This window comes from Streptantibioticus rubrisoli (genome assembly GCF_024436055.1).
In the GTDB taxonomy this organism is placed as follows: Bacteria; Actinomycetota; Actinomycetes; order Streptomycetales; family Streptomycetaceae; genus Streptantibioticus_A; species Streptantibioticus_A rubrisoli.
The window spans coordinates 35398-58548 of record NZ_JANFNH010000046.1; the positions used below are offsets into that span (position 1 = coordinate 35398).

General features: G+C 66.6%; 25 protein-coding genes and 4 pseudogenes. 6 read left to right on the forward strand and 23 right to left on the reverse strand.

Annotated features, from left to right (window positions below; genetic code table 11):
- Positions 1-16 precede the first annotated feature (16 nt).
- From NON19_RS27415 to NON19_RS27425, 3 genes are read right to left on the reverse strand one after another with little or no spacing between them, the layout of a single operon-like run.
- Positions 17-1015, reverse strand: coding sequence for an amidohydrolase family protein (locus tag NON19_RS27415; protein WP_255931789.1), 999 nt, complete (start codon positions 1013-1015; stop codon positions 17-19).
- A gap of 35 nt (positions 1016-1050) precedes the next feature.
- On the reverse strand, positions 1051-1803 hold the full coding sequence (locus NON19_RS27420; RefSeq protein WP_255931790.1) for an SDR family NAD(P)-dependent oxidoreductase: 753 nt from the start codon (positions 1801-1803) through the stop codon (positions 1051-1053).
- On the reverse strand, positions 1800-2117 hold the full coding sequence (locus NON19_RS27425; RefSeq protein WP_255931791.1) for a hypothetical protein: 318 nt from the start codon (positions 2115-2117) through the stop codon (positions 1800-1802). Before NON19_RS27425 ends, NON19_RS27420 begins: the two co-directional genes overlap by 4 nt.
- Before the next feature lie 70 nt (positions 2118-2187).
- Here NON19_RS27425 and NON19_RS27430 point away from each other — a divergent pair, with 70 nt between their 5' ends.
- Positions 2188-3024 carry a LysR family transcriptional regulator gene (locus NON19_RS27430; protein ID WP_255931792.1) on the forward strand — a complete coding sequence of 279 codons (837 nt, stop codon included), beginning with the start codon at positions 2188-2190 and terminating at the stop codon, positions 3022-3024.
- Positions 3025-3349: 325 nt separating this feature from the next.
- On the opposite strand, the gene NON19_RS27435 is transcribed toward NON19_RS27430, so the two are convergent.
- A complete protein-coding gene (locus NON19_RS27435) occupies positions 3350-3961 on the reverse strand; it encodes a TetR/AcrR family transcriptional regulator (RefSeq protein WP_255931793.1) in 612 nt (203 codons plus the stop codon).
- 110 nt (positions 3962-4071) lie between these two features.
- Here NON19_RS27435 and NON19_RS27440 point away from each other — a divergent pair, with 110 nt between their 5' ends.
- Entirely contained in the window at positions 4072-4545 is a 474-nt protein-coding gene (locus NON19_RS27440; RefSeq protein WP_255931794.1) for a nuclear transport factor 2 family protein, read from the forward strand.
- Between the two features lie 84 nt (positions 4546-4629).
- Here the strand turns inward: NON19_RS27440 and NON19_RS27445 are convergent.
- Together NON19_RS27445 and NON19_RS27450 are read right to left on the reverse strand one after the other, a co-directional pair.
- Positions 4630-4926, reverse strand: a pseudogene (locus NON19_RS27445) (integrase); the annotation flags it as partial.
- 183 nt (positions 4927-5109) lie between these two features.
- A complete protein-coding gene (locus NON19_RS27450) occupies positions 5110-5379 on the reverse strand; it encodes an integrase core domain-containing protein (RefSeq protein ID WP_308213742.1) in 270 nt (89 codons plus the stop codon).
- 308 nt (positions 5380-5687) lie between these two features.
- Here NON19_RS27450 and NON19_RS27455 point away from each other — a divergent pair, with 308 nt between their 5' ends.
- The 4 genes from NON19_RS27455 (at position 5688) to NON19_RS27470 (ending at position 8566) form a co-directional block, all read left to right on the forward strand.
- Positions 5688-6029 carry a tyrosine-type recombinase/integrase gene (locus tag NON19_RS27455; RefSeq protein WP_255931796.1) on the forward strand — a complete coding sequence of 114 codons (342 nt, stop codon included), beginning with the start codon at positions 5688-5690 and terminating at the stop codon, positions 6027-6029.
- Between the two features lie 13 nt (positions 6030-6042).
- Positions 6043-6477, forward strand: coding sequence for a DUF4234 domain-containing protein (locus NON19_RS27460; protein ID WP_255931797.1), 435 nt, complete (start codon positions 6043-6045; stop codon positions 6475-6477).
- Between the two features lie 456 nt (positions 6478-6933).
- A complete protein-coding gene (locus NON19_RS27465) occupies positions 6934-7137 on the forward strand; it encodes a cold-shock protein (protein WP_255931798.1) in 204 nt (67 codons plus the stop codon).
- Between the two features lie 868 nt (positions 7138-8005).
- Positions 8006-8566 carry a YceI family protein gene (locus NON19_RS27470; RefSeq protein WP_255931799.1) on the forward strand — a complete coding sequence of 187 codons (561 nt, stop codon included), beginning with the start codon at positions 8006-8008 and terminating at the stop codon, positions 8564-8566.
- A gap of 443 nt (positions 8567-9009) precedes the next feature.
- Here the strand turns inward: NON19_RS27470 and NON19_RS33825 are convergent, their stop codons facing one another.
- The 17 genes and pseudogenes from NON19_RS33825 to NON19_RS27540 all read right to left on the reverse strand — a co-directional run.
- On the reverse strand, positions 9010-9447 hold the full coding sequence (locus NON19_RS33825) for a GNAT family N-acetyltransferase (RefSeq protein ID WP_372514305.1): 438 nt from the start codon (positions 9445-9447) through the stop codon (positions 9010-9012).
- Positions 9448-9788: 341 nt separating this feature from the next.
- Entirely contained in the window at positions 9789-11483 is a 1695-nt protein-coding gene (locus tag NON19_RS27475) for a purine-cytosine permease family protein (protein ID WP_255931800.1), read from the reverse strand.
- Positions 11484-11595: 112 nt separating this feature from the next.
- Entirely contained in the window at positions 11596-11826 is a 231-nt protein-coding gene (locus tag NON19_RS27480; RefSeq protein ID WP_372514308.1) for an integrase core domain-containing protein, read from the reverse strand.
- Positions 11827-11985: a hypothetical protein gene (locus tag NON19_RS27485; RefSeq protein WP_255931812.1), complete on the reverse strand. Its 159-nt coding sequence runs from the start codon at positions 11983-11985 to the stop codon at positions 11827-11829.
- Positions 11986-12249: 264 nt separating this feature from the next.
- Positions 12250-12459: pseudogene (locus tag NON19_RS33945) on the reverse strand (IS1182 family transposase); the annotation flags it as partial.
- A gap of 451 nt (positions 12460-12910) precedes the next feature.
- A complete protein-coding gene (locus NON19_RS27490; protein WP_255931802.1) occupies positions 12911-14323 on the reverse strand; it encodes a nucleobase:cation symporter-2 family protein in 1413 nt (470 codons plus the stop codon).
- Between the two features lie 1121 nt (positions 14324-15444).
- The gene (locus NON19_RS27495; protein ID WP_255931803.1) at positions 15445-16092 is read right to left on the reverse strand and encodes a glycine cleavage system protein H; all 648 of its coding nucleotides are present in this window, start codon (positions 16090-16092) and stop codon (positions 15445-15447) included.
- Between the two features lie 85 nt (positions 16093-16177).
- Complete coding sequence (locus NON19_RS27500; RefSeq protein WP_255931804.1) at positions 16178-16657, reverse strand: integrase core domain-containing protein; 480 nt, start codon at positions 16655-16657, stop codon at positions 16178-16180.
- 122 nt (positions 16658-16779) lie between these two features.
- Entirely contained in the window at positions 16780-17304 is a 525-nt protein-coding gene (locus tag NON19_RS33525; protein WP_308213743.1) for an integrase core domain-containing protein, read from the reverse strand.
- A gap of 162 nt (positions 17305-17466) precedes the next feature.
- Positions 17467-17832: an integrase gene (locus NON19_RS33530; RefSeq protein ID WP_308213744.1), complete on the reverse strand. Its 366-nt coding sequence runs from the start codon at positions 17830-17832 to the stop codon at positions 17467-17469.
- An 87-nt stretch (positions 17833-17919) separates the two neighbouring features.
- Positions 17920-18153 (reverse strand): annotated as a pseudogene (locus NON19_RS27510) (MerR family transcriptional regulator); the annotation flags it as partial.
- A gap of 7 nt (positions 18154-18160) precedes the next feature.
- On the reverse strand, positions 18161-19609 hold the full coding sequence (locus NON19_RS27515) for a biotin carboxylase (protein ID WP_255931805.1): 1449 nt from the start codon (positions 19607-19609) through the stop codon (positions 18161-18163).
- Positions 19610-19625: 16 nt separating this feature from the next.
- Entirely contained in the window at positions 19626-19751 is a 126-nt protein-coding gene (locus tag NON19_RS27520; RefSeq protein WP_255931806.1) for a hypothetical protein, read from the reverse strand.
- Positions 19752-19812: 61 nt separating this feature from the next.
- A complete protein-coding gene (locus tag NON19_RS27525) occupies positions 19813-20490 on the reverse strand; it encodes an HdeD family acid-resistance protein (RefSeq protein ID WP_255931807.1) in 678 nt (225 codons plus the stop codon).
- 648 nt (positions 20491-21138) lie between these two features.
- Entirely contained in the window at positions 21139-21561 is a 423-nt protein-coding gene (locus tag NON19_RS27530; protein ID WP_255931808.1) for a hypothetical protein, read from the reverse strand.
- A 397-nt stretch (positions 21562-21958) separates the two neighbouring features.
- Entirely contained in the window at positions 21959-22486 is a 528-nt protein-coding gene (locus NON19_RS27535; RefSeq protein ID WP_255931809.1) for an integrase core domain-containing protein, read from the reverse strand.
- A 20-nt stretch (positions 22487-22506) separates the two neighbouring features.
- A pseudogene (locus NON19_RS27540) lies at positions 22507-23039 on the reverse strand (transposase family protein); the annotation flags it as partial.
- Positions 23040-23151: the final 112 nt, after the last annotated feature.

Sequence of the window (23151 nt, forward strand, 5' to 3'; positions counted from 1 at the left end):
CCCCGTGGTCGTCTGATCAACGGAGATTGAAGATGCGTTCGGCGGTGGCGTGGCTGAGGCCTGTCCGTTGGGCGTCCGTGAGGGGCGCGTCGCGGAGGAATGCGATCGCGTCGTCGGTGTCTTCGTAGGGGGCGTCGATGGCGAACATGATGCGGTCCGCGCCGACGGCGGTGAGGGCGAGGTCGAGGACGGCGGGGTCGTCGATACCGCTGGTGGTGAGGGCGAAGTTGCGTCGGAAGTACTCGCTGGGGGTGAGTTGTAGTCGGGGCATGCCGCCGACGGGGCCGAGCACGCGGCTGGCGTAGGCGTGGCGGTTGTCGATGCGCCGCAGCCAGTACGGGATGCCCTCGCCGAGGTGGCCGAGGACGATCGTGAGGTCCGGGTGGCGGTCGAGGGTGCCGCTGAGGATGAGCCGCATGGCGTGCAGGCCGGCTTCGGCCTGGTACCCCCAGATCGCGGCTTGCATGCCGTACACGTTGTAGGGGGCGAGCGTGCTCGGGAATCGTGGGTGCAGGTAGATCGGCGCCCGGTTGGCTGCGGCGGCTTCGAGGAGCGGGGCGAACTGCGGCTCGTCGAGGTAGTGGCCGCCGGTGTGGGAGTTGATCATGATGCCGTGCAGTCCGAGCGGCCCCATGATCCGTTCGATCTCGGTCGCGGCTGCGTTCGGGTCCTGTGGTGCGACGGTGCCGAGCGCGCCGAACCGGTTGGGACGCGCTCGTACCAGGTCGGCGAGCCAGTCGTTGACGGTCCGGGCGAGCGGGACGGCGTCGGCGGCGGGGTAGGGCTGGACGCCCGGGGGGTTGATGCTGAGGATCGCCATCGCCTGTCCGGCGGCGTCCATCGCGGCGATCCTCGCGTCGATGTCCGTCAGGGCTGCCCGCAGTGGGCCCGGTCGCTCGGTGACGCGCATGAGTCCGATCTCGGTGCGGTCGCCGGGGAGGACGTCGAGGCGGTGGGCGGTGTCCAGGAACGCATCGGTGGCGATGTGTTCCTCGACGGCGATGATCCGCTGCATGTCCGATCTTCCTGTTCCTGTTCTGTTCCTGCCGGTCAGGTGCGGCGTCCGCCGTCGATCGACAGCGTGGTGCCGGTGACGTAGGAGGACTCGTTGGAGCACAGCCAGATTGCGGCGTCGGCGATCTCGTCGGGGGTGGCCAGTCGGCCGAGCGGGGTGAGTGCCTCGTGTTGGGCGATCATGTCGGTGCCCTCGGCGACCTGGTCCAGTTTTGCGGTGCGGGTCATCCCCGGGGCTAGGGCGTTGACACGGATGCCGTCCGGGGCGTGATCGATGGCGGCGGCTTTCGTCAGCCCGATGACGCCATGCTTGCCGGCCACGTACGCCGGAGAGCGCGGAATGGCGTGCAGCCCGCCGCCGGAGGCGATGTTGGCGATCGCCCCGCCCCCTGCCCGGCGCAGCTCCGGGATCTCGTGCTTGATGCAGAAGAACGTGCCGGTCAGATTGATCCGCAGCACGCGCTCCCACTCCTGTGCTGTCATCTCGGTCAGTTCCTGGCCGCTGGAGGGGACGCCGGCGTTGTTGACCGCCAGGTCCAGCCGTCCGAACGCAGTCACGGTCGTGCGGATCGCCGAGCGGACGGAGTCCTCGTCGGCGATGTCCACCGGGACGGCGATCGCCGAACCGCCTGCCATGGTGATCGCCTCGGCACTCTCGTACGCAGCGGCCTCGTCCAGGTCGAGGACCGCCACCGCCGCGCCGCGGCGGGCGAGACCGGACGCGATGGCGCGTCCGATGCCGCTGCCGGACCCGGTGACCAGGCCGACCCTGCCGGTGAAGTCGCTCACGCCAGCGTCTCGTGGTTCGCCCACGCCGCCTTGTACGGGTGGCGGGTACGCCATGTGTCGAACACCTCGGTCACCTCAGGCGAGGCGAACAGGGTCCCCAGCGACTCCAGGTCGGCGAGGCCGAGCTGGATGACGACGGTGGCGATGAACGCCGGTATTTGCTCCTCGCCGGGGACCCGGATGTGGCGCTGCGCGGTGAACGTCAGGAGCGAGCCGGTGCTCTTCGTCGCCTTTTCGACATCCGCCACGTACTGGTCCAGGTCGCTGTCGGGAATCGGTTCGGTGAACTGAACGAACAGTGTGTGGTTGATCATGTCCCCATACGACCACCCGAGCCCCGGTCGCGTCCAAGACCCATCTCGCCCTGTTCGATAACCTGGGGGAATGGATCTGTTGGAGATCAGGGAGCTGCGGTACTTCGTCGCTGTCGCCGAGGAACTGCACTTCGGCCGTGCCGCCGCCAGGCTGGCCATCGCGCAGCCCGCGCTGTCGAAGACCATCCAGCGCATCGAGTCACGGCTTCGTGTGCAGCTGTTCGACCGGACCAGCCGCAGCGTCGCGCTGACACCCGCCGGCGCCGCTCTGCTCGAACACGGACGGCATGCGCTGAACGCGATGACCGTCGCCGTACAGAACGCACAGCGCGCCGCCGGCGACGAACCACTCAAGCTCGTGATCAAACCCGGCGGGGACGCGAACCTGCTCTCCGGAATCCTCGCCGCCTACGCCCAACACCCGTGCGCCCGGCAGGTCGACATCCTCTTCAGCGGCGCCACCGACCGGACCGACCATCTCCACGACGGACGCGCCGACGCAGCCCTGCTCTACGCCCCCTTCGACGACCTCACCGGGCTCGCCGCCGAAACCCTCCACGTCGAGGACCGCGTGGCCGTCCTCCCGGAAGGACACCGGCTCGCCACCCGCGACAGCATCGACCTGGACGATCTGAGTGACGAGGTCTTCCCCCGGTGGCCAGGTGTTCCCGACGACGCGAGCGGCCCCGAAATCGCCGATGCCGCCGAACTCACCGCGCTGGTCAGGATCGGCCGCGTCGTCGCGGTCGTACCCCGCTCGCTCATCACGCCCGCCCCGGCGGGCATCGTGTGCGTTCCCGTCACCGACGCAGGCCCCAGCCGGATCGTCATCGCCCGCCGGGAGCACGACCACCGCGACCACGTCACCGCCCTCATCACCGCCGCCGCATCACTGCGACAGAAATGACCAGCTGCAGCACCGCCTTGGGTGAGCCCCTCATGAGCCTGGCGCGAGGGCGGTGCCTGGGCCTTGCCCCAGGCACGTCCCCCGTACCTGCTGGGCGGCCTGCCCGAACCCGTCTGCGGGCGTAGCTTCCACACGCAGCTGAGTGAAGTCCACATCCAGCTGGGTCTCGTACGCCTCCGGCTGGATGCGGAGTTCGTGGGTGCTGTACTCGCCGAAGCGTTTGATGGGTCCGGTCAGGTACGGCGAGACATGGGCCAGGTCCTCGGGGTCGATCTCCCACCCCCCTCCAACAGCCGACGGACGATCTCCCGCCTTCGGCTGCTTGTCATCGCGGGGGTTTTGCGAGGTCGGAATCGGAATGAGTGCGCATCAGCAGGCGTGCTGCGTCTCCGGCCTGGCGGGCGGGTTCGGGCGTGTGGAAGATCGCTGACGTGGTGATCGCTCCTTCGGCGAGGAGCGCGAGCTGGTCGGCCAGTTCGGCGGGCCGCCCGGACGCAGTCACAAGCCGGGCGAGGTAGTCGTGGAAGGCCCTCTTGTGCTGCCGGGCCTGCTCTGCGACCCCGGGCGAGACCGCGCCCAGCTCGCCGAAGGAGTTGATGAAGGCGCACCCGCGGTAATCCGGCTCGGAGAACCACTGGTACAGCCAGTCGAACACCGCGGAGATCCGCTCCTCGGGACCCGGCTGCGCCGCGACGTAGTCGGCGAGGGCACGCTGCCACCGTGAGTCCCGCTGCTGAAGGAACTCGAGCACGAGCTCGTCCTTCGAGGGGAACAGCTGGTAGAGGCGCTTGAGCGACACCCCGGAGGCGTTGCGCACGGCATCCATCCCGACCGCCTGGATGCCGCGGCTGTAGAACAGCTGCTGGGCTGCGTCGAGCACCTGCTGCCGCGCCGTTTCCCGATCCACCGTCTCTACCCGCCTTGCGTGGAGAACCATCGTTCTCTACTCTAGCGGTGGCATATGGAGAACGATCGTTCTCCAATGGCTTCCGGTCTCACCGGTCCGTGTGGAGACCCGGCCCCGAAGTCCGAAGGAGCTGACTCGACATGGCTGACACGACCCGCCCACCGGTACCGCCGTTCACCCGAGAGACCGCCATCGAGAAGGTCCGGCTGGCCGAGGACGGCTGGAACACCAGTGACCCACAGAAGGTGGCGCTCGCGTACACGGTGGACTCTCGCTGGCGCAACCGCTCGGAGTTCGCCACGGGCCGGGACGAGATCGTCGCGCTGCTGACCCGAAAGTGGAACACCGAACTCGACTACCGGCTGATCAAGGAGCTGTGGGCCTTCGGCGGCAACCGCATCGCCGTGCGCTTCGCTTACGAGCACCGCGACGATGCCGACAACTGGTACCGCTCCTATGGCAACGAGAACTGGGAGTTCGACGAGCAGGGCCTGATGCACACCCGCCACGCCTCGATCAACACCCTCCCGATCGCCCAAGCCGAGAGAAAGTACTTCTGGCCGCTGGGCCGCCGTCCCGACGACCACCCCGGACTCAGCGATCTCGGCTTCTGAGGGCGCCTCCCCGCTCCCCGGCGCGGGGTGTCACGACACCAGCCGCCGCCGGACCCGGATCCCGGTCAATGGCGCCGAACTCGTCGCCCGCGCAGGATGTGCGGTGACCCCGAGGACATGGACGCGCCGAGTCTTGATCTCCATGACGAAGAAGACGTAGAGACGCTGGAGGAAGACAGTGTCCACGTGCAGGAAGTCGCAGGCGAGCAGCGTGTGGGCCTGGGAGCGGAGGAAGGTGCGCCAGGTCTGTTGGGTGGCGCGCTGCGGTGCGGGCGGAAGGCCCGAGCGGCGTAGCACGCGGCGGATGGCGGCAGCCGCGACCCGGTAGCCGAGGCGCCGCAGTTCGCCTTGGATCCTGACGTAGCCCCAGGTCGAATTCTCAGCGCTCCGCCCGCTGATCAGACACACCGCGCCAGTAAAGACACCCCTCAGGGCTCCGCGCGGGGCGTGCGCGTGGCGGCGCAGGTTCTGCCGGGCGTCGTATTCGTTGAGCCGCGCGGTGCTGCCGACAACTTCGACGAGCTGCGGGTGGGGTGCGCCTGCCGAATATCTCATCCGGCCGGGTCAGGGAGCATGGTGGTACTCGTGGACCACTCCGGTGAGCCGGTCTCGGCGGGGTATGTCCGGATGGGAGATTCGCCTGAGATCGGTGGTCGGTTTGGGGACAGCGCGCAGTGGTGCCGCCTGGTTCATCGCTTGGTGGGGTCGGTGAGCGTTGTGATGAAGCTCGAACTGGCGGAGGGCGTGGCGCGGGTGGCGTTCGTTCCAGATGAGTGTGCGGTCCAGGAGTTCGTGGCGGCAGGTTTGGACCCAGCGTTCCATGATGGCGTTCATACGCGGGATTCTGACGCCGGTGGGTACCGTCTGGATGCCGGCGGCTGCCAGGATCTGGTCGAAGAGCGCGGGGAACTTCGCGTCTCTGTCTCGATCAGGTACGTGACGGTGACTTGGGTGTCCTCCAGGTCCATGACCACGTTCCGAGCAGCCTGGGCGACCCAGTTCGCAGAGGGTGCGCCGTGGCGCCGAGGACGGGGTCGATGGCGTATCCCGGCAGCTCAGAGCATGATCGTCGCGTTAGGTATGTGAGGCACGTTCCTCGTGGGCTGTTTGCCACTGCGTTCCGCGGTGGCGGTCCCGGACGCATGGACGAGCCTGCGCTGTGGCGGCTAATGAAGCGGCTCGCTGGCAAGGCCAGCCTGCCCAAGGCACTCATCGCCGACCTGCACCCGCACTCGCTCCGGCACTCGGCCATCACGGGAGCGCTCGAGGCCGACGGATCCCTGCGGGACGTCCAGGCGATGGCCGGGCACGCGGACAGCCGGACGACGGAACGTTACGACCGGATGCGTGGGCGGCTGGATAAGTCCCTGGTGTACGCCCTGCTGCCGCGCTGGCCGAGTAGGCGACCGTCACGGTCCGGCAACATGCCGCACTTCGTCTCCCCGGTGCTGACAAAGTGCCTGGGCAGGATCACCGAACCGTAAAGGGAACACCAGCATGAACGACCTCCAGCCCGCGGCCGCGGGCCCGTTGACCGGCCTGGCCATGAAGAGCCGCGGATCCGTCGCGGTTTGGCTCGGCCTGCCGCTGATCACCCTCGGGATCTATCACCTGGTCTGGTATTACAAGATTCACAAGGAGCTGCAGGAGTTCGACCGGCGGCGCGTGCTCAGCCCGGCGGGCAGCGTGCTTGTCCTGATCTTCCTGGGTTGGACCGTGATCGCTCCGCTGATCTCCTTTCACAACACCGGGAAGGCAGTCGCGAACGCGCAGCGGGCGGCCGGGCGGCCGGTGACGTGCAGCCCGGCGGTGTGCTGGCTGCTGGCATTCGTCTTCGGCCTGAACGTCTGGTACATGCAGCGTGAGCTGAACCAGGTCGTTGACGCCTACCCAGGCGCTGCCCCCGGTACCGAGGTGGCGCTGCTCGCCTGACCCTTCGCGTCCCCGACGAGAGAGGGTGGGCAGTACTGCCCACCCTTGGCGGTGGCCTTGCGCGCGTGTATTTCGTTTACGATCGGTGGCGCCGCCGACTGTGGCCCTCGCGGGACCTGTGGTGCCTGTCCGGTTACGCAGACTCTGGCCTCACTCAAATGGCCCTGGCTCGCGGACCGGCCGACTTACACGGTCCCGTAGGCCAATGACCTGCCTCTCTGCCTGTTCCTCCGGAATCCGTCGAGGTGGTCGAGAAGGCGCTCTTTGCTTGTCCTGTGGCCGGGTGGATGTGGCGCGTGTAGCGTCGAGGGCAGTAGTCGTGGTTCCGAAGGCTGTTCGCCCGTGGCACGCTCACGGGCGTTCTTGCTGTCTAGCGCATCTCCGGACCAAGGCGATCACCTCCGGAGACCCGCGCGGTGCGGGGTTCCGATACGAGTTCCCTTGAAGGAGATAGGCATGGCCAGCGGCACCGTGAAGTGGTTCAACGCGGAAAAAGGCTTCGGTTTCATCGAGCAGGACGGCGGCGGCGCCGACGTGTTCGCGCACTACTCGAACATCGCAACCCAAGGTTTCCGTTCGCTTGACGAAGGCCAGAAGGTGACGTTCGACGTCACGCAGGGCCAGAAGGGCCCCCAGGCGGAGAACATCCGCCCCGCGTAACAACGCACCGAGAGCCCCGGCCGGGATAGTTCCTGGCCGGGAGCTCTTTGCCGCCTAGTGACCGTTCCTCCACCGGTCGGCCACCAGACAGCCCCGCCGCCCGGGGATTCACCGATACGGGTAGCGGCGGGAGTTGGGGCCGCCCGCAGGCCGATCCGAGTTAGCGGCGGACAACCGGTCCGCCTCAAACGGGGAGGGGTGTTGCAGGCCTGGGCCCCGCACGCGCGCGCGTAGGCCAGAACGGTCGGCAGCTGGGGCACCCGCCTCCCGGAGGCAGCCCGCTGCAGCGTCGTATTCGGCCAGCGGCATTTACGCACCGTCCTGGACGAGTACGCCAAGCACTACAACGGACGCCGGCCCCACCGCGGACAACAACTGCACCCACCACGGCCCGACCACCCATCGCAGACCCCTCCCACGAACGGATCAAGCGCCGACAACGACTCGGTGGCCTCATCAACGAGTACGAGCGGGCGGTATAGGTGAGCAGTTCAGCGTAGGTGGCCCTGTTCTGGAACCTCACAGGGGCGAATATCGCCCAAGATCGACGAGCAAGGCTCTCACCTGCCCGGATGATTTATCGGCACCCGCAGAGCCACGCGAAGGTCCGCGTGGTGAGCAGGTAGATCATCCATACGGGCACGACGACGGATCATGCCCGACCGCGCGAACAACGACCAGGTCAGCAGCGGTGAAGCAGTTTTGAAGCGCTACGGGCTCCTCGGCTCCGGCCCCGGCCCAGTGGATGTCGGCGGTGGACAGGCTTAGCCTGAAGCTGATCGAGGCTACGCCTCGGCCATCGCACGGGCCGGTCTGCGCACCCCACAGGTCGCCCGGACTTCCTTGCTCGCCTGTGAAGGAGTTGCTGATGGCCAGCACCAGATGGTTCTTCGAACCGGGTCACACAGCCGGTGAGTTCAGTGCCCGGCACATGATGGTCACCTATGTGCGCGGACAGTTCAAGAACATCCACGGTCGGCTGGAGGCGGACCCGGAACATCCCGAGCAGGCCAGGGTCGAGGCGACCGTCGACGCCGCCGAGGTCTACACCGGCCAACCCGAACGCGACGCGCATCTGCGCAGCGCTGACTTCTTCGACGTCGAACACCACCCCACCTGGACCTTCACCGGCTCCAGCGTCCACCAGGTAGGGTCCAACGCGTTCGAGGTCACCGGCGACCTCACCATCCGGGGCACCACACGTCCCGTCACTTTCGACGTCACCTACCTGGGCCAGTGGGACACTCCCTGGTGGGAGGGCGACCAGAACCTCGGCACCCGCCGCCGGGCCGGCTTCGTCGCCCGTACCCGGCTCAACCGCCACGACTTCGGCGTGAGTTGGAACGACACACTCGACCGCGGCGGAGTCGTGGTCAGCGACCTGGTCGACGTGACCGTCGACATCGAGGCCGTCCTGGAACCGGACTAGTTGAGATCCGGCGGCGGCGCCGGGTGCCCCTGAGCTCTGCTTCTGTCGGCGGAGCACTGAGACCTCGTGGCGCAGGACGAGGATCTCGGCGTTCCTTGCAGCTGATGAGCGCCCCAGCAGTGCCAACCAGTCCAACACCCGGCAGAAGATCAAGTACAGCAGTTGCGGACCCACGATCAGCAATCATGCCCGGGACGCAGGGGTGCACAAACCCGCCGATCAGACACACTGCGCCAGTAAAGACACCCCTCAGGCGTCCTCCGTGAGCACACGAGTGCAACCGCCTGACCAGCCCCGATGAGGTTTTCGGCAGGCGCAAGGCGCGTGACCTCCTTATACTGCTGGAAGACCGCGTTGACCAGGTGAACTTCCTGATCCGTGACAGAGATGCGAAGTTCACCGACGCCTTCGACACCGTCTTCGCCTCCGAGGCCATCCAGGTGCTACTCACTCGGGTCCGTCCGCGGGCGAACGCGTACGTCGAGCGCTGGATCGGCGGCTGCAAAGCCAGCCCTCTCGTACAGCCGCGCCGAGTTCGGATTCGCATTCAACTGGATCCGGTCCACACGGTTCGCACTCGCCCAGGCCAACGTCTCGTCCAGCAGAAGACGCCCGACACCAGCGTTGCGCCCTGCGCGCTCGACGAAGACCAGGGATACGTGCGCCCAGCGCCCAGCGGCTTGACCAGGCCTGGGCAGTTTTGTCGACCACAACCAGGACCAGGACACCGATGGCCCGCCCGGCGCGCTCGGCGAGCCAGGTCGGACGACGATCGAGGTCGGCGAGCCATGCCGCAGCGAAACGGTCCACAAAGCCCTGCTCGTCGGCCGCACCCAACTCCCGGTCCATCTCCAGTTGAAGACGAGCGACAGTCGCAGCATCGACGGCGCCAGCCAGGCGCATGTGGACTATTTCGGTCACGCTTCAACCTATCGTTCACATCAGGCGCCTGGCAGGGCGAACCTTTCCTGATGAGGCACTAGCTTCGTCGACCGACTCGGCATTGGAGCACTGCGAGTTGTGCCGCAGCACGAGCAGCTCGATGTTGTTGGTTGCGTTGCCCAGCAGCCATGTGGTGCAGCTCCCGCAGAGGAACGGAGCAGCTCATCGACCCGAACCCGAGTTTTCACGCGGAACAGGCTGGCGCCTGACCATACGCACGCCCCGGCCCGCGTCGAAGGGCGCGGGCCAGGGTAGCCGAGATGCGGATGCGTGGAGGTGGTCAGTCCGCGGACCGCAGAGCGGGCAAGGCGAGGTCGACAGGCCCGCTGCTGGTGCCGCTCTTGCAGGAGTCGTGGCAGTCCTTCTCGAGGCTGCAGCACAGAGAGCAGATCGCGCCCTGATGGAAGGGGCACTTCGCCATGTCGGGCCGCTCGAACTCGGTCGTGCACACCGTGCAGGTCAGCGTGGCCGCCGAGGGCAGGCCGTCCGAGCCGAGCAGCGGCTCGTCGAGGTCGTCGACCCGGGCGATGTAGTACTTGCCCTTGGTGAGCACCGCGAACAGCGGGGACAGTGCCATGGCCAGGAACAGCGCGATGAACGGCGAGTACGCCTTGCCGTAGTCGCCGAAGGCGTCGAAGTACGCGGCGATGGAGACGGCCGAGGCGATCAGCATCGAGCCGAAGCCGACCGGGTTGAAGTGGTAAAGGTGGGCGCGCTTGAACTCGATGTACGAGGGGCTGAGCTTCAGCGGCTTGTTGATGACCAGGTCGGCGACGACCGCGCCGATCCAGGCGATGGCCACGTTGGAGTAGAAGCCAAGCACCGTGTTGAGGAAGCCGAAGACGCCGCCTTCCATCAGCGCCAGCGCGATGCCGACGTTGAGGAAGATGTAGACGATGCGGCCCGGGTGGCGGTGGGTGAGTCGGGAGAAGAAGTTCGACCAGGACAGCGAACCGGAGTAGGCGTTCGTGGAGTTGATCTTTATCTGGGACAGGATCACGAAGAACGTGGCGAGCCCCAGGGCGACCGGTGCGGCGAAGGTCTTGAAGCCGTGCACATACTGCTGGATGGGCTCGTTGGCCTTGGCCAGGCCCACGCTGCCGGCGATGAAGAAGGCGAGGAAGGCGCCGCCGATCTGCTTTGTCGCTCCGAGCGCCACCCAGCCCGGGCCTGCGGAGAGCACCGCGCCCCACCACTTCTTCGCGTTCTCTGGCGTCTTGTCGGGCATGAAGCGCAGGTAGTCGACCTGCTCACCGATCTGCGCGATCAGCGACAGCGCCACGCCGGCGCCCGCACCGACGCCGAGCATGCTGATACTGGAGCCGGTGGGCGAGTTTCCGGTGAAGTGGGTGAACTCGGAGAATTTCCCGGGCTCCTGGATGGCGATGGAGACGAACGGCGCGACCATCAGCACCAGCCAGACCGGTTGGGTCCACACCTGCATCTTCGACAGTGCCGTCATGCCGTAGATGACCAGCGGCAGGATGATGAGCGAGCAGATCAGATAGCCGACGGCGAGCGGGATGTGCAGGCCCAGGTCCAGGGCCTGAGCCATGATCGAGCCTTCGAGGGCGAAGAAGATGAAGGTGAAGCTGGCGTAGATGACCGAGGTGAGGGTCGAACCGAGGTAGCCGAAGCCCGCGCCCCGGGTCAGCAGGTCCATGTCGATGGAGTACCTCGCCGAGTAGTACGAGATCGGGATGCCGGTGAGGAAGATGACCACCGCCGCGGCGAGGATCGCCACCATGGCGCTGGAGAAGCCATTGGATATCGCGATCGAGCCGCCGATGGCGAAGTCCGCGAGATAGGCGATGCCGCCCAGGGCCGTCGTGGCCACCACATACGGCGTCCAGCGGCGGAAGGACTTCGGAGCATAGCGCAGCGAGTAGTCCTCCAGGGTGTCGTTCTGCGTCCAGCCGTTGTACGTCCGCCCGGTTGCCGTTGGCGGCGCCTCATTGTCGATGATCTCCGTCACGACGCTTCCCTCTCCCACACGCAAGGTCAGGTGTCCCGGAAGAGTCCCGCCGCGTTGTTTCCGAGGAGTTTCGCTCTCTTTAAAGCCTGTGGGTGCCCGATACTCGGCCGCGCTATGAGACCTGCGTGTATTCGTGGATCGCCCCACCGAGTAGATCACGACGGATGACCTTGCCGTCCGGGCCTACTGGATCGGGTAGCGGGCGCAGTGGTGCTGCTTGACGGAGTGCGCGGTGTGGGCGATGGGTATTGAAGTGCGTCTCGTACGCGGCCAACACGTGTCGCAGGTGCCCATCGTTGACGATCAGCGTGCGGTCGAGGAGTTCCCGTCGGCATCCTCCGATTCAGCGCTCGATGACTGCATTCGTCCGCGGTGCCTGGACCGGAGTGAGCAGCACCTGGATGGCCTCGGACGCGAAGACGGCATCGAAGGCGTCGGTGAACGTCGCATCTCTGTCCTGGATCAGGAACTTCATCTGGTCAACGCGGTCAACCAACGCCATGAAGAGGTAGCGGGGCCTGCTGGACTGCCCCGTATTATGGCGAGGCCAGCCGTAGACGACCAGGCGGCAGACCCTAACCGCCCTCGGTGTCCTTGTCCCGCCGCTTGACCATCTCCCGCCCCCGGCCGCGTGTAGTTCTGCAGCAGCACCACCGCAGGACCTGCACGGTCGGCAGCTCGCGCTAGCCAAAACGGCGAGGTCGATGCGTAGACCGCCTTGAGTAGGGCGAAACCGTCTCTGCCGTAGTCCACAGCGAGCTGATCCCTGCAGCACAGTGACCAGCGCCAACCGCCCCGGCGACCACGCCGGCCTACCCCGGGCGCCGAACCCGCCCGCGAACTCGGCATCAGCGAACAACTCGCCAAGCCGGTCACGGATCTGCACTGGCAGCGGTGCCTGCCGTCTGCCCGAGCACGTCGCCCGAACAGCGGCAGCGATCTCCGGGGCCGGTTCCGGCCAGGGCTGCGGCTGCACCGACACCGCACTCTCCATCCTGCCAACAGACACCGCCAGTCAGCCTGCCGGAAGAACACACTTCACACATTCCTGACGAGCAGTTACCCAGCCCAGGAATTAACCCCCAGGATCGCGCAATGCTCAAGGCGGGCGAGTACCGGATGACCTGTCGGCACTTCCTCGACGGATAGATCTGCAGGAGCTGTCGACCGCAAGTTGTGGTCTGCGGCATAGGCGAGCGCGGCAGGCCCGAGGCCGCAAGATAGCGGAGCTGCGGGAAGCCCTCACCGGCGATTCACTTCACCAGCCCACGACCTGACATCAGCAAAGTCCCCACCCACAAACACACCAGCGACCAGCCCGGCCAGCAGTCACGACAAAGACTGTTGCAGTACTGGCCGCCGATCACTCTGCGGAGGTCCCGCTGCACCGGCCGCCCACCTGCTGAGGAGACGGCCAGCGACCCGGGTCAGGCCTTGGCGGTCTGGACCTCCGAGTCCTCCCGTGGGGCGGCGGGCAGGGCTGTTGTCTGTTCGCGTCGGTTCGCCGCGCCCAGGTGGTTGAAGACGAGGTTGAGGGTGAAGGCCAGCAGCACGGTGAGTGTGATCGGGCTACCGAAGATGGTCTGTGTCCACTCGGGGAAGTGCTCGAAGAAGACCTCGTTGCCGAACCGGTCGGTGGCGACCGCCGGTAGCATGCCCACGCCCAGTGAGACGGCGACGATCAGCAGGTTGTGGTTGTCGCGGAACTCGACCTTCTTCAAGGTCTGGATGCCCACCGCCGTCACCATGGCGAACATCACCAGGGCCGCCCCGCCGACCACCTGCTCGGGGACGGCCGCGACGAACGCGCCGACCTTGGGCACCAGGCCCATGAGCAGAAGGATCACGCCCGCTCCGGCCACCACCCAGCGGCTGCGCACCCCGGTCATCTGTACCAGTCCGACGTTCTCCGCGTAGGCGGTGTCGGGGAAGGAGTTCATGCAGCCGCCAAGTACCGCGGAAAGGCCGTCCGTTGCCAGGCCGCGGGCGATGTCGGCGTCGGTGAGTTCCTTGCCCGTCATCTCCGCCACGGCGAGCATGTCCGCGGTGGACTCGGTGTAGGTGACCAGCATGACGACACACATGGAGAGCACCGCGGCGGCGTCGAAGCGGGGAGCACCGAAGTGGAACGGTGCCGTGATGCCGAACCAGCCAGTGCTGGCGACGCCGTTGAGGTGGAAGAGGTGCATCGGAATCGCGATGAGACTGCCGGCGGCGATCGCCAGTAGTGGTGCGATCTGGCCGAGGAAGCCGCGGAGCACTCGGCTGAAGATGACGATCAGGGCGACGGTGCCGAGACCGAGCGCGACGTGTGAGACCTGGCCGTACTCCTTGGCAGCGGTGTCGTGCCCGGCGATCATCCCGGCTCCGGGGCCGATCAGTGACAGGCCGATGACGGTGATCACCGTTCCGGAGACCAGCGGTGGGAAGTACCTGATCATCTTGGCGAACGGTTTGGCGATGAGCAGGCCGAAGACTCCGGAGGCGAGCATGGCTCCGTAGACGGTCGGCAGCCCGTGCCTGGCAGCTATCGTGATCATTGGGCTGACCACGGTGAACGTCGCTCCGGCGACGACCGGCAACCGCACGCCGAAGACCTTGCGGATGCCCACCGCCTGGATGATGGTGGCGATGCCGGCAACGAGGAGATCCGCGTTGACCAGCATGGCGATCGTCCCGAGGTCCAGTTTGAGCGCACTGCCCACGATGAATGGCACGGCCACAGCGCCCGCGTACATGATGAAAACGTGCTGCATGCTCAGGACTGCCAACCGAGGAGGTGGCGGCACTTCGTCGACCGGGTGTCCTCCACCCGCTTGGGAAGACAGTGGCAACCGCATGGTCCCTCCGGCATATGGGAATTGGCTGAAGAAGAGGGGGCGCAATGCCTGCTCGCGGGCGTCCCTGCCGGTGACACCGGCGACGGGCTTTCCGGGAGCGGGCGCTCGCCTGTCGCGGTGGCGTCATCGGCACCGTGTCGGATCGTGCCGCCTCTTGAGGTCAGGGGGCGTTGGTCCCCGCACTGGCGGGGTGCCGACATCCGATCTCAACGGCAGTGGTGCGTGACCCGCTTTGGCGGGTCTTCCTCGCTCACCGAAGTCTTGTCCAGGACGGGTCTTGAACGACTCCGGTTCGTCGGCTGACAACCGACTGTGAAGTGGCTGTTAGTAAAGCGGCTCGTCAAGGCCGCGTGCCACTGTGGGAACATCCATGAATCCCGCCTGAAACGGGGCCCTGATTGTAGGGTCATACAATGCTGACCGTGTTGTCCCGCAGCGCCGGATCGGAAACAGGGAAGTAACACACTTTAAACCCGTGGCAACCCTACAGCGAGCACAATCTGTTGGGGGTTGAACGGCAACGGTGGTGGCCCTTGAGCACCGTGTCCGCCGCAGCGCGATCCTCGTACCGGCTCATCCGGCCTCTGCCAGGTCACGAGAGGGTGATGGTCGTGCCCGGGGTGCAGGCCAGGACTAGATGAGGTATACGGGGGGGTGAGGAACATCGGAACGAAAACCGGCGCTAGGCATCTGCCTGCCCTGGTGGGCGGCTGACGGGGCGTCGGTCGCGGCCTGGGCGAAGGGGCTTACCCGGCCGGACTCCGAGATGCGGGCCCGCTCGAAGATGGCTGTGTCGCCCTATGCGACCTGCGAGTACTCGTGGATGAGGCCGTCGAGTCGGTAGATGCGGTTTTCGCCGCCGTCAGCGCGTGGCTCGGGGGCAATGAGTTGGTTCGGAGCCCGCTGCTGGAAGGGTCGGTGCGGTCAATGGGTGGCGGAGGGGCGATCCGTACGCTGGGGCGCGGGGCGGGTCCCAGCCTCCTTCGAGCTCTCCCAAGGCGCAACACATGGCCCCGCGTCGTCTCTTCGAGCGGGACAAATCAGCCGTACCAGGTGACGCTGCACACGTAGACGCATTGTTGGCGTGGGACGGCGAGGAAGTTGATGAATCCGCGTCCGCTTTAGTCCGTAGGGCCGCCAATGTATATGTCGTACTCTGGAGCGTCGCACAGTGCGTAGACCGAGTTTGGTTCGGTCATGGTGAACTTGAACAGCCATGCTCCTCCGTAGGGATCCGAGTCGACGAGTTCAGGGGAGCTTTCCAACGCGTCATTGACGGCGATGATCTTGCCGTCGAGCGGCATGTCGACGTCCGCAGTAGCCTTGGCTGACGCCACAACTACACAAGGCATCCCACTCGAGAAACTAGCTTCCACCTTCGGCAGGACCACGTGCACGACGGTCCCCTGCCGACCGGCCGGTTCCGTACCGCCCGCGGTGCGCTTCTCGCCGCTGCAGGTTTCCACCCAGCCGCCGAGGAGGAGCACGCGGCGGGTCAGGCCGCGGGCCGCCATGTCGCCGCTGAGCCGCTCCCAGCAGTAGACCAGGCACACCCGTTCGCATCCCTCTGCGGCCCGCATGGTGCGGAGCAGGGTGTCGAACGCCGGGCGGTGGTCGTTGAGCAGGGCAGAGTCGCCGGTGTCGCGCCACCAGCAGCCCTGCGCGATGACGTACTCGCCGCACGCTTTCAGGCGACGCTCCAACTCCGTCGTGTCGGAGGTGCAGGATCGGTCGTAGACGAACGAGAGAGTGGGCTGGTGGCTGCTCAAAGTCGGCTCCATGAACGGCACTTGTCTTGGCCCGTAGTGCTTCAGAATGGCTTCACTGGCTGTGAGCTGGGACTTTGTCTGATGGTCAGCTGGCTGGGTGGTACTCGTTGATGAAGCCGGCGACGGCTTGTCGGCGTTCGGTTCGGACTGTGGGCAGGGGGATGACGTTGGGGTCGTCGTTGGGCGCGAGCTGGTTGCTTCCTTGATGGGGGCGGTGGCTGTTGAAGTGATGGGCGTAGTCGTGGAGGCTCTTCTCGGCGTGACCGCGGTCGAGTAGCAGGACCCGGTCGGTGCACTCCTCCCGTGCTGAGCGTATGAACCGTTCGGCGTGGGGGTTGCAGTTGGGGCTGCGCGGAGGGATCTTGACCACGGTGGTGCCCTCGCTGGCGCACACGGCGTCGAAGGCGGCGGTGAACTTCGCGTCCCGATCGCGGATGAGGTGGATGAACTCTCGAGCGCGATCGCCGAGTCGCCACAGGAACTGCCGGGCCTGCTGGGTGGCCCAGGGGGCGGTGGGGTGGGCGGTGACGCCCAGGATGTGCACGGTGCGGGTGCGTACCTCCATGACGAACAGCGCGTAGAGCCGTTGCAGGCCGATGGTGTCGACATGGAACAGATCGGTGGCGAGCAGACCGCTGGCTTGGGCCTTGAGGAAGGCGGCCTTGTGAGTGCGCGATATTCGGCCACCTATGCGACCTGCGTGTATTCGTGGATCGCTCCGCCGAGGCGGTCACGGCGGATGACGTTGCCGTCGGGATGGACGGGATCACGTAGCGGCCGCAGTTGTGCTGCTTGGCCGAGGGCACGGTGCGGGCGATGTGCGTTGAAGTGCGTTTCGTACGCGGCCAGAACGTGACGTAGGTGCCGTTCGTTGACGATCAGCGTCCGGTCGAGGAGTTCCCTCCGGCATCCGCCGATCCAGCGTTCGATGTAGGCATTGGCCCTCGGGGCCCGGACTGGGGTGAGTAACACCCTGATGCTCTCGGAGGCGAAGGCGTCGGTGAACTTCGCGTCTCTGTCCCGGATCAGGAACTTCACCTGGCCAACGCGGTCCTCCAGGTCCATCAAGAGGTCGCGGGCCTGCTGGAGTGCCCAGTTGCCGGTTGGGTGGGCGGCGACGCCAAGGAGGTGCACTCGACGGGTGGAGATCTCCATGGCCACCATGCAGTACAGGCGTCGCAGCAGCACGGTATCGACGTGGAAGAGGTCCACCGCGATGATCCCGGAAGCCTGGCTGCGCAGGAACTGCGCCCACGTCGGGCCCGAGCGTCGTGGCGCCGGATCGATCCCCGCCTTCTTTAGGACCGCCCACACCGTGGAGGCGCCGACCGGGCGGCCCAGGCCGGCCAGTTCACCAGCGATCCTGCGGTATCCCTAGGTCGGGTTCTCCGCGGCCATGCGCAGCACCAGCTCCCGCACGCTGGGCCGGGTCGGCGGACGGCCAGGGCCTCGGCGCTTGTAGGTCCAGCGGCGTTTGACCAGGTCGGCATGCCAACGCAGCAGGGTGCCGAGGGTGACGAACAGATGCCCACGCAGCGCCTTGGGCAGCGGTCGCGCCAGTCCCGCGATCACCGCCCGGTCCGCCCACGAGAGCTTTGGCCGGACGACCTGACGGCACAGGACGGCGAGTTGGTGCCGCAGCACGAGAAGCTCCGCGTTCTTCGATGCCTCCGATCGCGCCAGCAACGCAATCCACCCCAGGACCTTCAGGAAGGTCAGGTACAGCAGTCGCAGAGCCATGCCTCAGAATCCCGCCTCGCCTGACCCCGATGGCAAGTCCCAGGTCAGCAGCGGCGGCCGAGTTTCGGGCACCCACAGGGCTACCGCTTGGGCGTGCTCGGGGAAGTCGCGCAGGGTCTCCTGGTACTGGGCGGGCGTCACGCCCTCGAACAGGTTCTCCGGTCGGTTGATGGTCGTGGGTTTGCCGTCCTTCCTGGACTGTTCCAGTTCGGCGATCGTGCGCGAGACGGTGCAGGCCAGGGCGTCGAGGCGGTCGCGTTCGGCGAGCAGCCGCCGGTGGTGGCCGCCCAGCGCTTCCACCTCGTCGACCTGCTCGGCCAGCCGCGGTTCACGCTCGTGCGACGAGCCGCGAGACGATCGGCGTGGCCGCATCATCCGCTGCCAGGGGTGTTGTGGCGAACTGTGCCTTGATGCCCTCGGTCCAGCGCCGGCAGCGCTCGGTGAGCTGGTAGTCGTCGGTCTGTAGGCGCCCGCGGGTGACGAGCACGCCGAGTTCGGCGCCCTGGCAGCGGTAGTCGCCGGGCTCGGCGACACGCATGTAGAAGGCCTCGGACTCGTCGATCAGCGAGTCCCAGTCGTTGCCCCAACGCGCGAAGGAGATTCGCCCGTCGTCGTCGAGGTGCCACACGCCTGTACGTGGGGTCGCGGTCAAGCGCTCGAGATCCGGCGAGGTCTCCCTGATCATCAGCTGAGCCCAGACCTCGTCCTCGCCATAGCCCCGCTCCCAGCGCGAGTTGATCTCCTCGATGTCGAGCTCGTACTCCACGTCCATGTACTCGAGCAGGTGGAAGAGGAACAGCGGCATGTCGGCGTAAGCCTCGGTGGTCAAGTTCGTCATCGGGCTCACACCGCTCACACGCGGGTTCAACTCGCCGAGGTAGAGCTCACCCGAGTCCAGGTCGTGCAAGAGGTCCACCTCGAAGTAGCCGCAGTACCCCTTGCGGCGCAGGCCGTCACCTAGCTTTCGCACCATCTCCCGCGCGGCGTGCGTCTGTTCGCGCGGCAGCACCCCGCGCCAGATGTCATTGCCGCACCAGCCGCCCTGGTACGGAGTCAGCTCTGGGTAACCGACGAGACTCGTCATTGCGGGGCCGACCACGGTGCCGTGGCGCGTCAGGACGCCCTCGAGGCACACCTCGACATTGCGGATGCGCTTCATAACTTTGAGTTCCTGCGCGACCAGGTCACCAGCGCAATGGTCCCAATCGCGCTGACCGCGCACGAAGAACGTCTCATTGCCGGAGTCGCCATACGGAGCCTCGACGACGAGGTCATCTCCCAGCCCGGCGCTCTGCGCGAGCGCAGTCAGCTCGTCGTAGGAGCCGACTCGCCCGATTGTGTTGGGCACGCTCGATACGCCCACCTCCTCGGCTAGGCGTGTCATGACGATCTTCGAGTCCAGGTGATGGCGCAGCGCCGCCGATGGGTGCATGACCTCGAGCCCTGCCCTGTGTGCGAGTGCCTGGGTCTCCTCGTCAAACATCACAAAGCAGGCCTTACCACCAGGACCTCGGCGCGCGAGGAACTCGAGTGTCTCGGGATCGCGCAGGAGGTGGTTGCACACGTCCTCCATGCACCCGAAACCTCTGCGGTCGCGCCGCTGCGGCACGGACACGCGCGGATGTGCGCCCTCGAAGGAGTCAAAGTAGGTCAGGTAGAAGAAGTTTCGTACCCACCGGTCGATGCCCAGCAGGTTGAACGGGGTCGGCGAGATGAAGTACAGCGGTACGGCGTTGGTGTGGAAGAACGCGCGCACATCTGAGATGCCGTTCAGCACGCGGCCCGGCTCGGGCTCAGGCCCGTCGGCCCGCACGATCTGTCCTGTCGGTTTCGGTCGAGTTCCCGACCACAGCGGTCACGATCTCCCGGCTTTCACGGATGACGGCCAGAATCTCTTCCTGCCCGAACGTGCTGGCCATTGTCGTAACCTCCTTGTCCGCTGCTATCGACAACCTCCTGTTTCAGGGGCCATCGCGCAGATCAAGGGTGACCGAGATGCGGGCGCCAGGTGTGGCGGGGAACGGTCTGTCCGGCCGGGGTGAGTTTCCGTAGCTGGTGGCGCAGCTGGAAGCCGTGGACAACCTCGGTCAGCCCGAGTACGACCAGCACGATGCCGGTGACCTCGGTGAGCACGGCGATGGAGGCGAACGGAAAGATGATCAGCACCATCCCGGCGAGCAGCGTGGTGATGCCCAGGAAGATCTGCCAGCCCCGCGCGGGCATGGCTGGGGCCGAGGCCGCCGAGGCAGCGATCAGCATGCCGCGCAGCAGCCAGCCGAACCCGATCCACAGGGCCAGCAACAGGATCGACTCCGCGGCGCCGCGGAAGCACAACACGCCCAGCAGCACCAGGAGCGCACCACTGACGAAGTGCAGTGCTCGCAGGTGTCCCGGAATGTGGCTGCCGAAGGTCGCGGCGAGGTGGAAGACCCCGGTGGCCAGCAGGTAGATGCCAAACAGCACGCCGACCACACGTAGCGAGGCGCCTGGCCACACCAGCACCACCACGCCGAGGGCGACTGCGGCGACCCCGGTGGCGAGTACCGCCTGCCAGGCGGCATCTGCGAGGGCGCCGAGTGGGCCCCCGTGGGGCGGTGCGCCATGGGTTTGCGCATCCGGATCGGTGGTTGGACGCGGTTCGTCAGAGGAGCGGCTCATCGTCACTTCTCCCCTCATCTCGCGGGAGCGGATGGTTGTATCTGGCGCCCCTCGCGCGGCCGAAGCTGGTTCAGGCGGCCTCTTCTGCTGCATCCGCACCGCCTGCCTTCGGCAGTTCGAAACTTCCTTTGGCGAAAGGGGCGTAATTCCAGCCTGCAGCACTTTGGTGGTGCGCGCACCCAATCAGCGACGCCGACCTGCCGTCAGCCAGCCCGGTCGTCCGTCACAGCCGCGCGAGCGAGCCGTGCCCTGCGGTCAGGCACCCAGTCACCTTGGGAGGGAACGCCGTAAGAACCGGACCCAGGTGACCACAGCCGTGAGGGAGATCATCAGGTCGTTACGGGGGCTTACGACGGCCGCGCCTCACGACGTGCGTACGCGTACAAGGGAGCGGCTTTCTACCCCGGTGCCGACCTCGCGCAGTGCCGTCCGCGGGGTGGCCACCGCGATGGCGGTCCCCGCGCAGCGGCCATCGCCAGCCGCCGCGAGGGGATGCCGACCACTACGGCCAGGGGAACAGAAGCGCGCCGATCAGCGGCTCGTGCACGTTGGCGATGAGCATCGACGTGGTCGGTGCCCCGGCGACATACGGGCCGCTCCAGGTGGCCCGGGGCGGCCCGGCTCCCTCGGCAAATGTCGTCGGGCGCGCTACCCGGTTGTCTTCTGCTCCGCCTCCATGCGGGCCAGCCGGGCATCGAGGACCGTGTACTCGGCCTCTTCGATAGCGGCCAACGCGAATCCGACTGCGGCGACCGCATCCGCCTCGGCCCGGTCGGCCTCGCGGGCCGCGCGAGCCGCGCTGTGTTCCTTTCTGCGGGCTTCGATGTCTCTGCTCACCTTGGCCGTGTGGTCGCGCCAATTCTGCTGCATCTCGGCCCACCACTGCGACACCTGCGCTTCCGCGCCGCGCGCCGACTCTTGGATTTTGGCAGCTTGGGCCTGGGCGTCCTCGCGGGCCCTTTCAACCTCGGCTTGCAACTGCTCACGGCTCTGGGCTGCGGCCTGGGACACGTGATCTTCGGCAGCCTTGGCCCGCTCAGCCAGGGTAGTGAGAGTGTCAGACAAGGCCATTGGTTGTCTCCTTCCTGGGACAACCCCCACGAGACACGATCCCTTCCGTGTGTCCGCCTCGCAACTTCGGTTCAGCACCGTGATCTCAACCCTGAGCAGCAGATTTATCGGCTCGGGGCGTTTTGCGCTTGCGAATTCGCTACGAGGGCGGAGGGAGTGCGCCGCATCCCCCGGCTACGAGTGGTGACCTGCTCCTTCTGCCTATGAACCTGGTACAGACCCAGCACCCTGGCGCCCATCGAACCTACCTGCGCAGCGGCTTCCATTTCGACTGCCACCACCTGGCCCTCATCGCTGGATAAGCCGCCAGCACACCGCATGGAACGGGCGACGCGGGCGCGTGACGGCATCACGGCCCGCCCACCTCACGACCGCAGTCGAAGCCGATCCGACTCCCTCATGGAGAAACCACACGACGATGCCCGGGAGAAACCCCACGACGACGCCCGGCCCAAACTCCCGCATGCAGGAAGGGTGTCAAAACTGCGGTCAGGCCGCTGATCTGGGGGGTTCCCTGTGGCGGCCGAGAAGGCGTGATTGACGTAGCGTGGTACTCGTTGAGCAGTTCCGCCGAGTTTCGACGGCGCCGAACTGCCGTGGCGGGCAGGGGGATGACGTTGGGTTCGTCGTCCGGGGCCCGTAGCTCCAAGCTGGGGTGGGCACGGCCGGTGTTGTAGTGCTCGGCGTACTCGCCGAGCACGGTGCGCAGGTGCCGTTCGCCGGTGGTGAGGAGGCGGTCGCTGCATTCGGCGCGCGGGGTGCGTATCCACCGCTCCGCAAAAGCGTTCGACCGTGGGCTCTGCGGTGGGGTCGGGACGACCTCGGTGTCGTTGCCGGCGAAGACGGCATCGAAGGCGGCGGTGAACGTGGAGTCGCTGTCCCGGATGAGGAACCGGAAACTTTCGGCTCTGTCTCCCAGGTCCATCACCCGGGACGCAGGGGTGCAGTCCGGTCGAGGAGCTCACGTCGGCAGGTTGCTATCCAGCGTTCCGTGACCGCGTTCATCCGCGGCATCCTGACGCCGGTGAGCACGGTCTCGATCCCAGCGTCGGCGAGGATCGCGTCGAAGATGTGCGGGTACTTCCCGTCTCGATCTCGGATCAGGAACCGGGCCCGGTATCCGGCGTCCTCCAGGTCCATGACCAGGTTCCGCGCGGACTGGGTGACCCAGGCGGCGTTCGGGTGGGCGGTTGCGCCAAGGATTCGAACCCGGCGGCTGGCCTGCTCAATCACCGCCAACACGTCAGCCTCGTACCGGTGAGTGTGACAGCTTCGAAGAAGTCGCACGCCAGCAGGGCGTCGGCCTGTGAGCGGATGAAGGTTCCCCATGTCGTGGTCGTGCGCTGCGGCGAAGGGGCGATTCCCGCGGTGGGCAGGATCTCCCAGACGGTCGAGGCCGCGACCTTGATCCCGAGCACCGCGAACTCGCCATGGATCCGGCGATAACCCCAGGTCGGATTCTCGCGCGCTAGCTGTACTCGGCCGTGGGGTTGGTGACACGTGGCCGACGGTTGTTGATCAAGAGGTGGACCTCCGGGCGTAGTGGAGTTTGCCGACTTCACTCACCTCGGAGGTCCTGATGGCCCACGC

Coding starts and splice junctions, on each gene's coding strand:
- NON19_RS27415 (WP_255931789.1), bottom strand. CDS start 1,015: ATGCAGCGGATCATCGCCGTCGAGGAACACATCGCCACCGATGCGTTC.
- NON19_RS27425 (WP_255931791.1), bottom strand. CDS start 2,117: ATGATCAACCACACACTGTTCGTTCAGTTCACCGAACCGATTCCCGAC.
- NON19_RS27430 (WP_255931792.1), top strand. CDS start 2,188: ATGGATCTGTTGGAGATCAGGGAGCTGCGGTACTTCGTCGCTGTCGCC.
- NON19_RS27435 (WP_255931793.1), bottom strand. CDS start 3,961: ATGGTTCTCCACGCAAGGCGGGTAGAGACGGTGGATCGGGAAACGGCG.
- NON19_RS27440 (WP_255931794.1), top strand. CDS start 4,072: ATGGCTGACACGACCCGCCCACCGGTACCGCCGTTCACCCGAGAGACC.
- NON19_RS27450 (WP_308213742.1), bottom strand. CDS start 5,379: ATGAACGCCATCATGGAACGCTGGGTCCAAACCTGCCGCCACGAACTC.
- NON19_RS27455 (WP_255931796.1), top strand. CDS start 5,688: ATGGACGAGCCTGCGCTGTGGCGGCTAATGAAGCGGCTCGCTGGCAAG.
- NON19_RS27460 (WP_255931797.1), top strand. CDS start 6,043: ATGAACGACCTCCAGCCCGCGGCCGCGGGCCCGTTGACCGGCCTGGCC.
- NON19_RS27465 (WP_255931798.1), top strand. CDS start 6,934: ATGGCCAGCGGCACCGTGAAGTGGTTCAACGCGGAAAAAGGCTTCGGT.
- NON19_RS27470 (WP_255931799.1), top strand. CDS start 8,006: ATGGCCAGCACCAGATGGTTCTTCGAACCGGGTCACACAGCCGGTGAG.
- NON19_RS33825 (WP_372514305.1), bottom strand. CDS start 9,447: ATGCTGCGACTGTCGCTCGTCTTCAACTGGAGATGGACCGGGAGTTGG.
- NON19_RS27485 (WP_255931812.1), bottom strand. CDS start 11,985: ATGGCGTTGGTTGACCGCGTTGACCAGATGAAGTTCCTGATCCAGGAC.
- NON19_RS27490 (WP_255931802.1), bottom strand. CDS start 14,323: ATGCGGTTGCCACTGTCTTCCCAAGCGGGTGGAGGACACCCGGTCGAC.
- NON19_RS27500 (WP_255931804.1), bottom strand. CDS start 16,657: ATGGAGGTACGCACCCGCACCGTGCACATCCTGGGCGTCACCGCCCAC.
- NON19_RS33530 (WP_308213744.1), bottom strand. CDS start 17,832: ATGGCTCTGCGACTGCTGTACCTGACCTTCCTGAAGGTCCTGGGGTGG.
- NON19_RS27520 (WP_255931806.1), bottom strand. CDS start 19,751: ATGGCCAGCACGTTCGGGCAGGAAGAGATTCTGGCCGTCATCCGTGAA.
- NON19_RS27525 (WP_255931807.1), bottom strand. CDS start 20,490: ATGAGCCGCTCCTCTGACGAACCGCGTCCAACCACCGATCCGGATGCG.
- NON19_RS27530 (WP_255931808.1), bottom strand. CDS start 21,561: ATGGCCTTGTCTGACACTCTCACTACCCTGGCTGAGCGGGCCAAGGCT.
- NON19_RS27535 (WP_255931809.1), bottom strand. CDS start 22,486: ATGGACCTGGGAGACAGAGCCGAAAGTTTCCGGTTCCTCATCCGGGAC.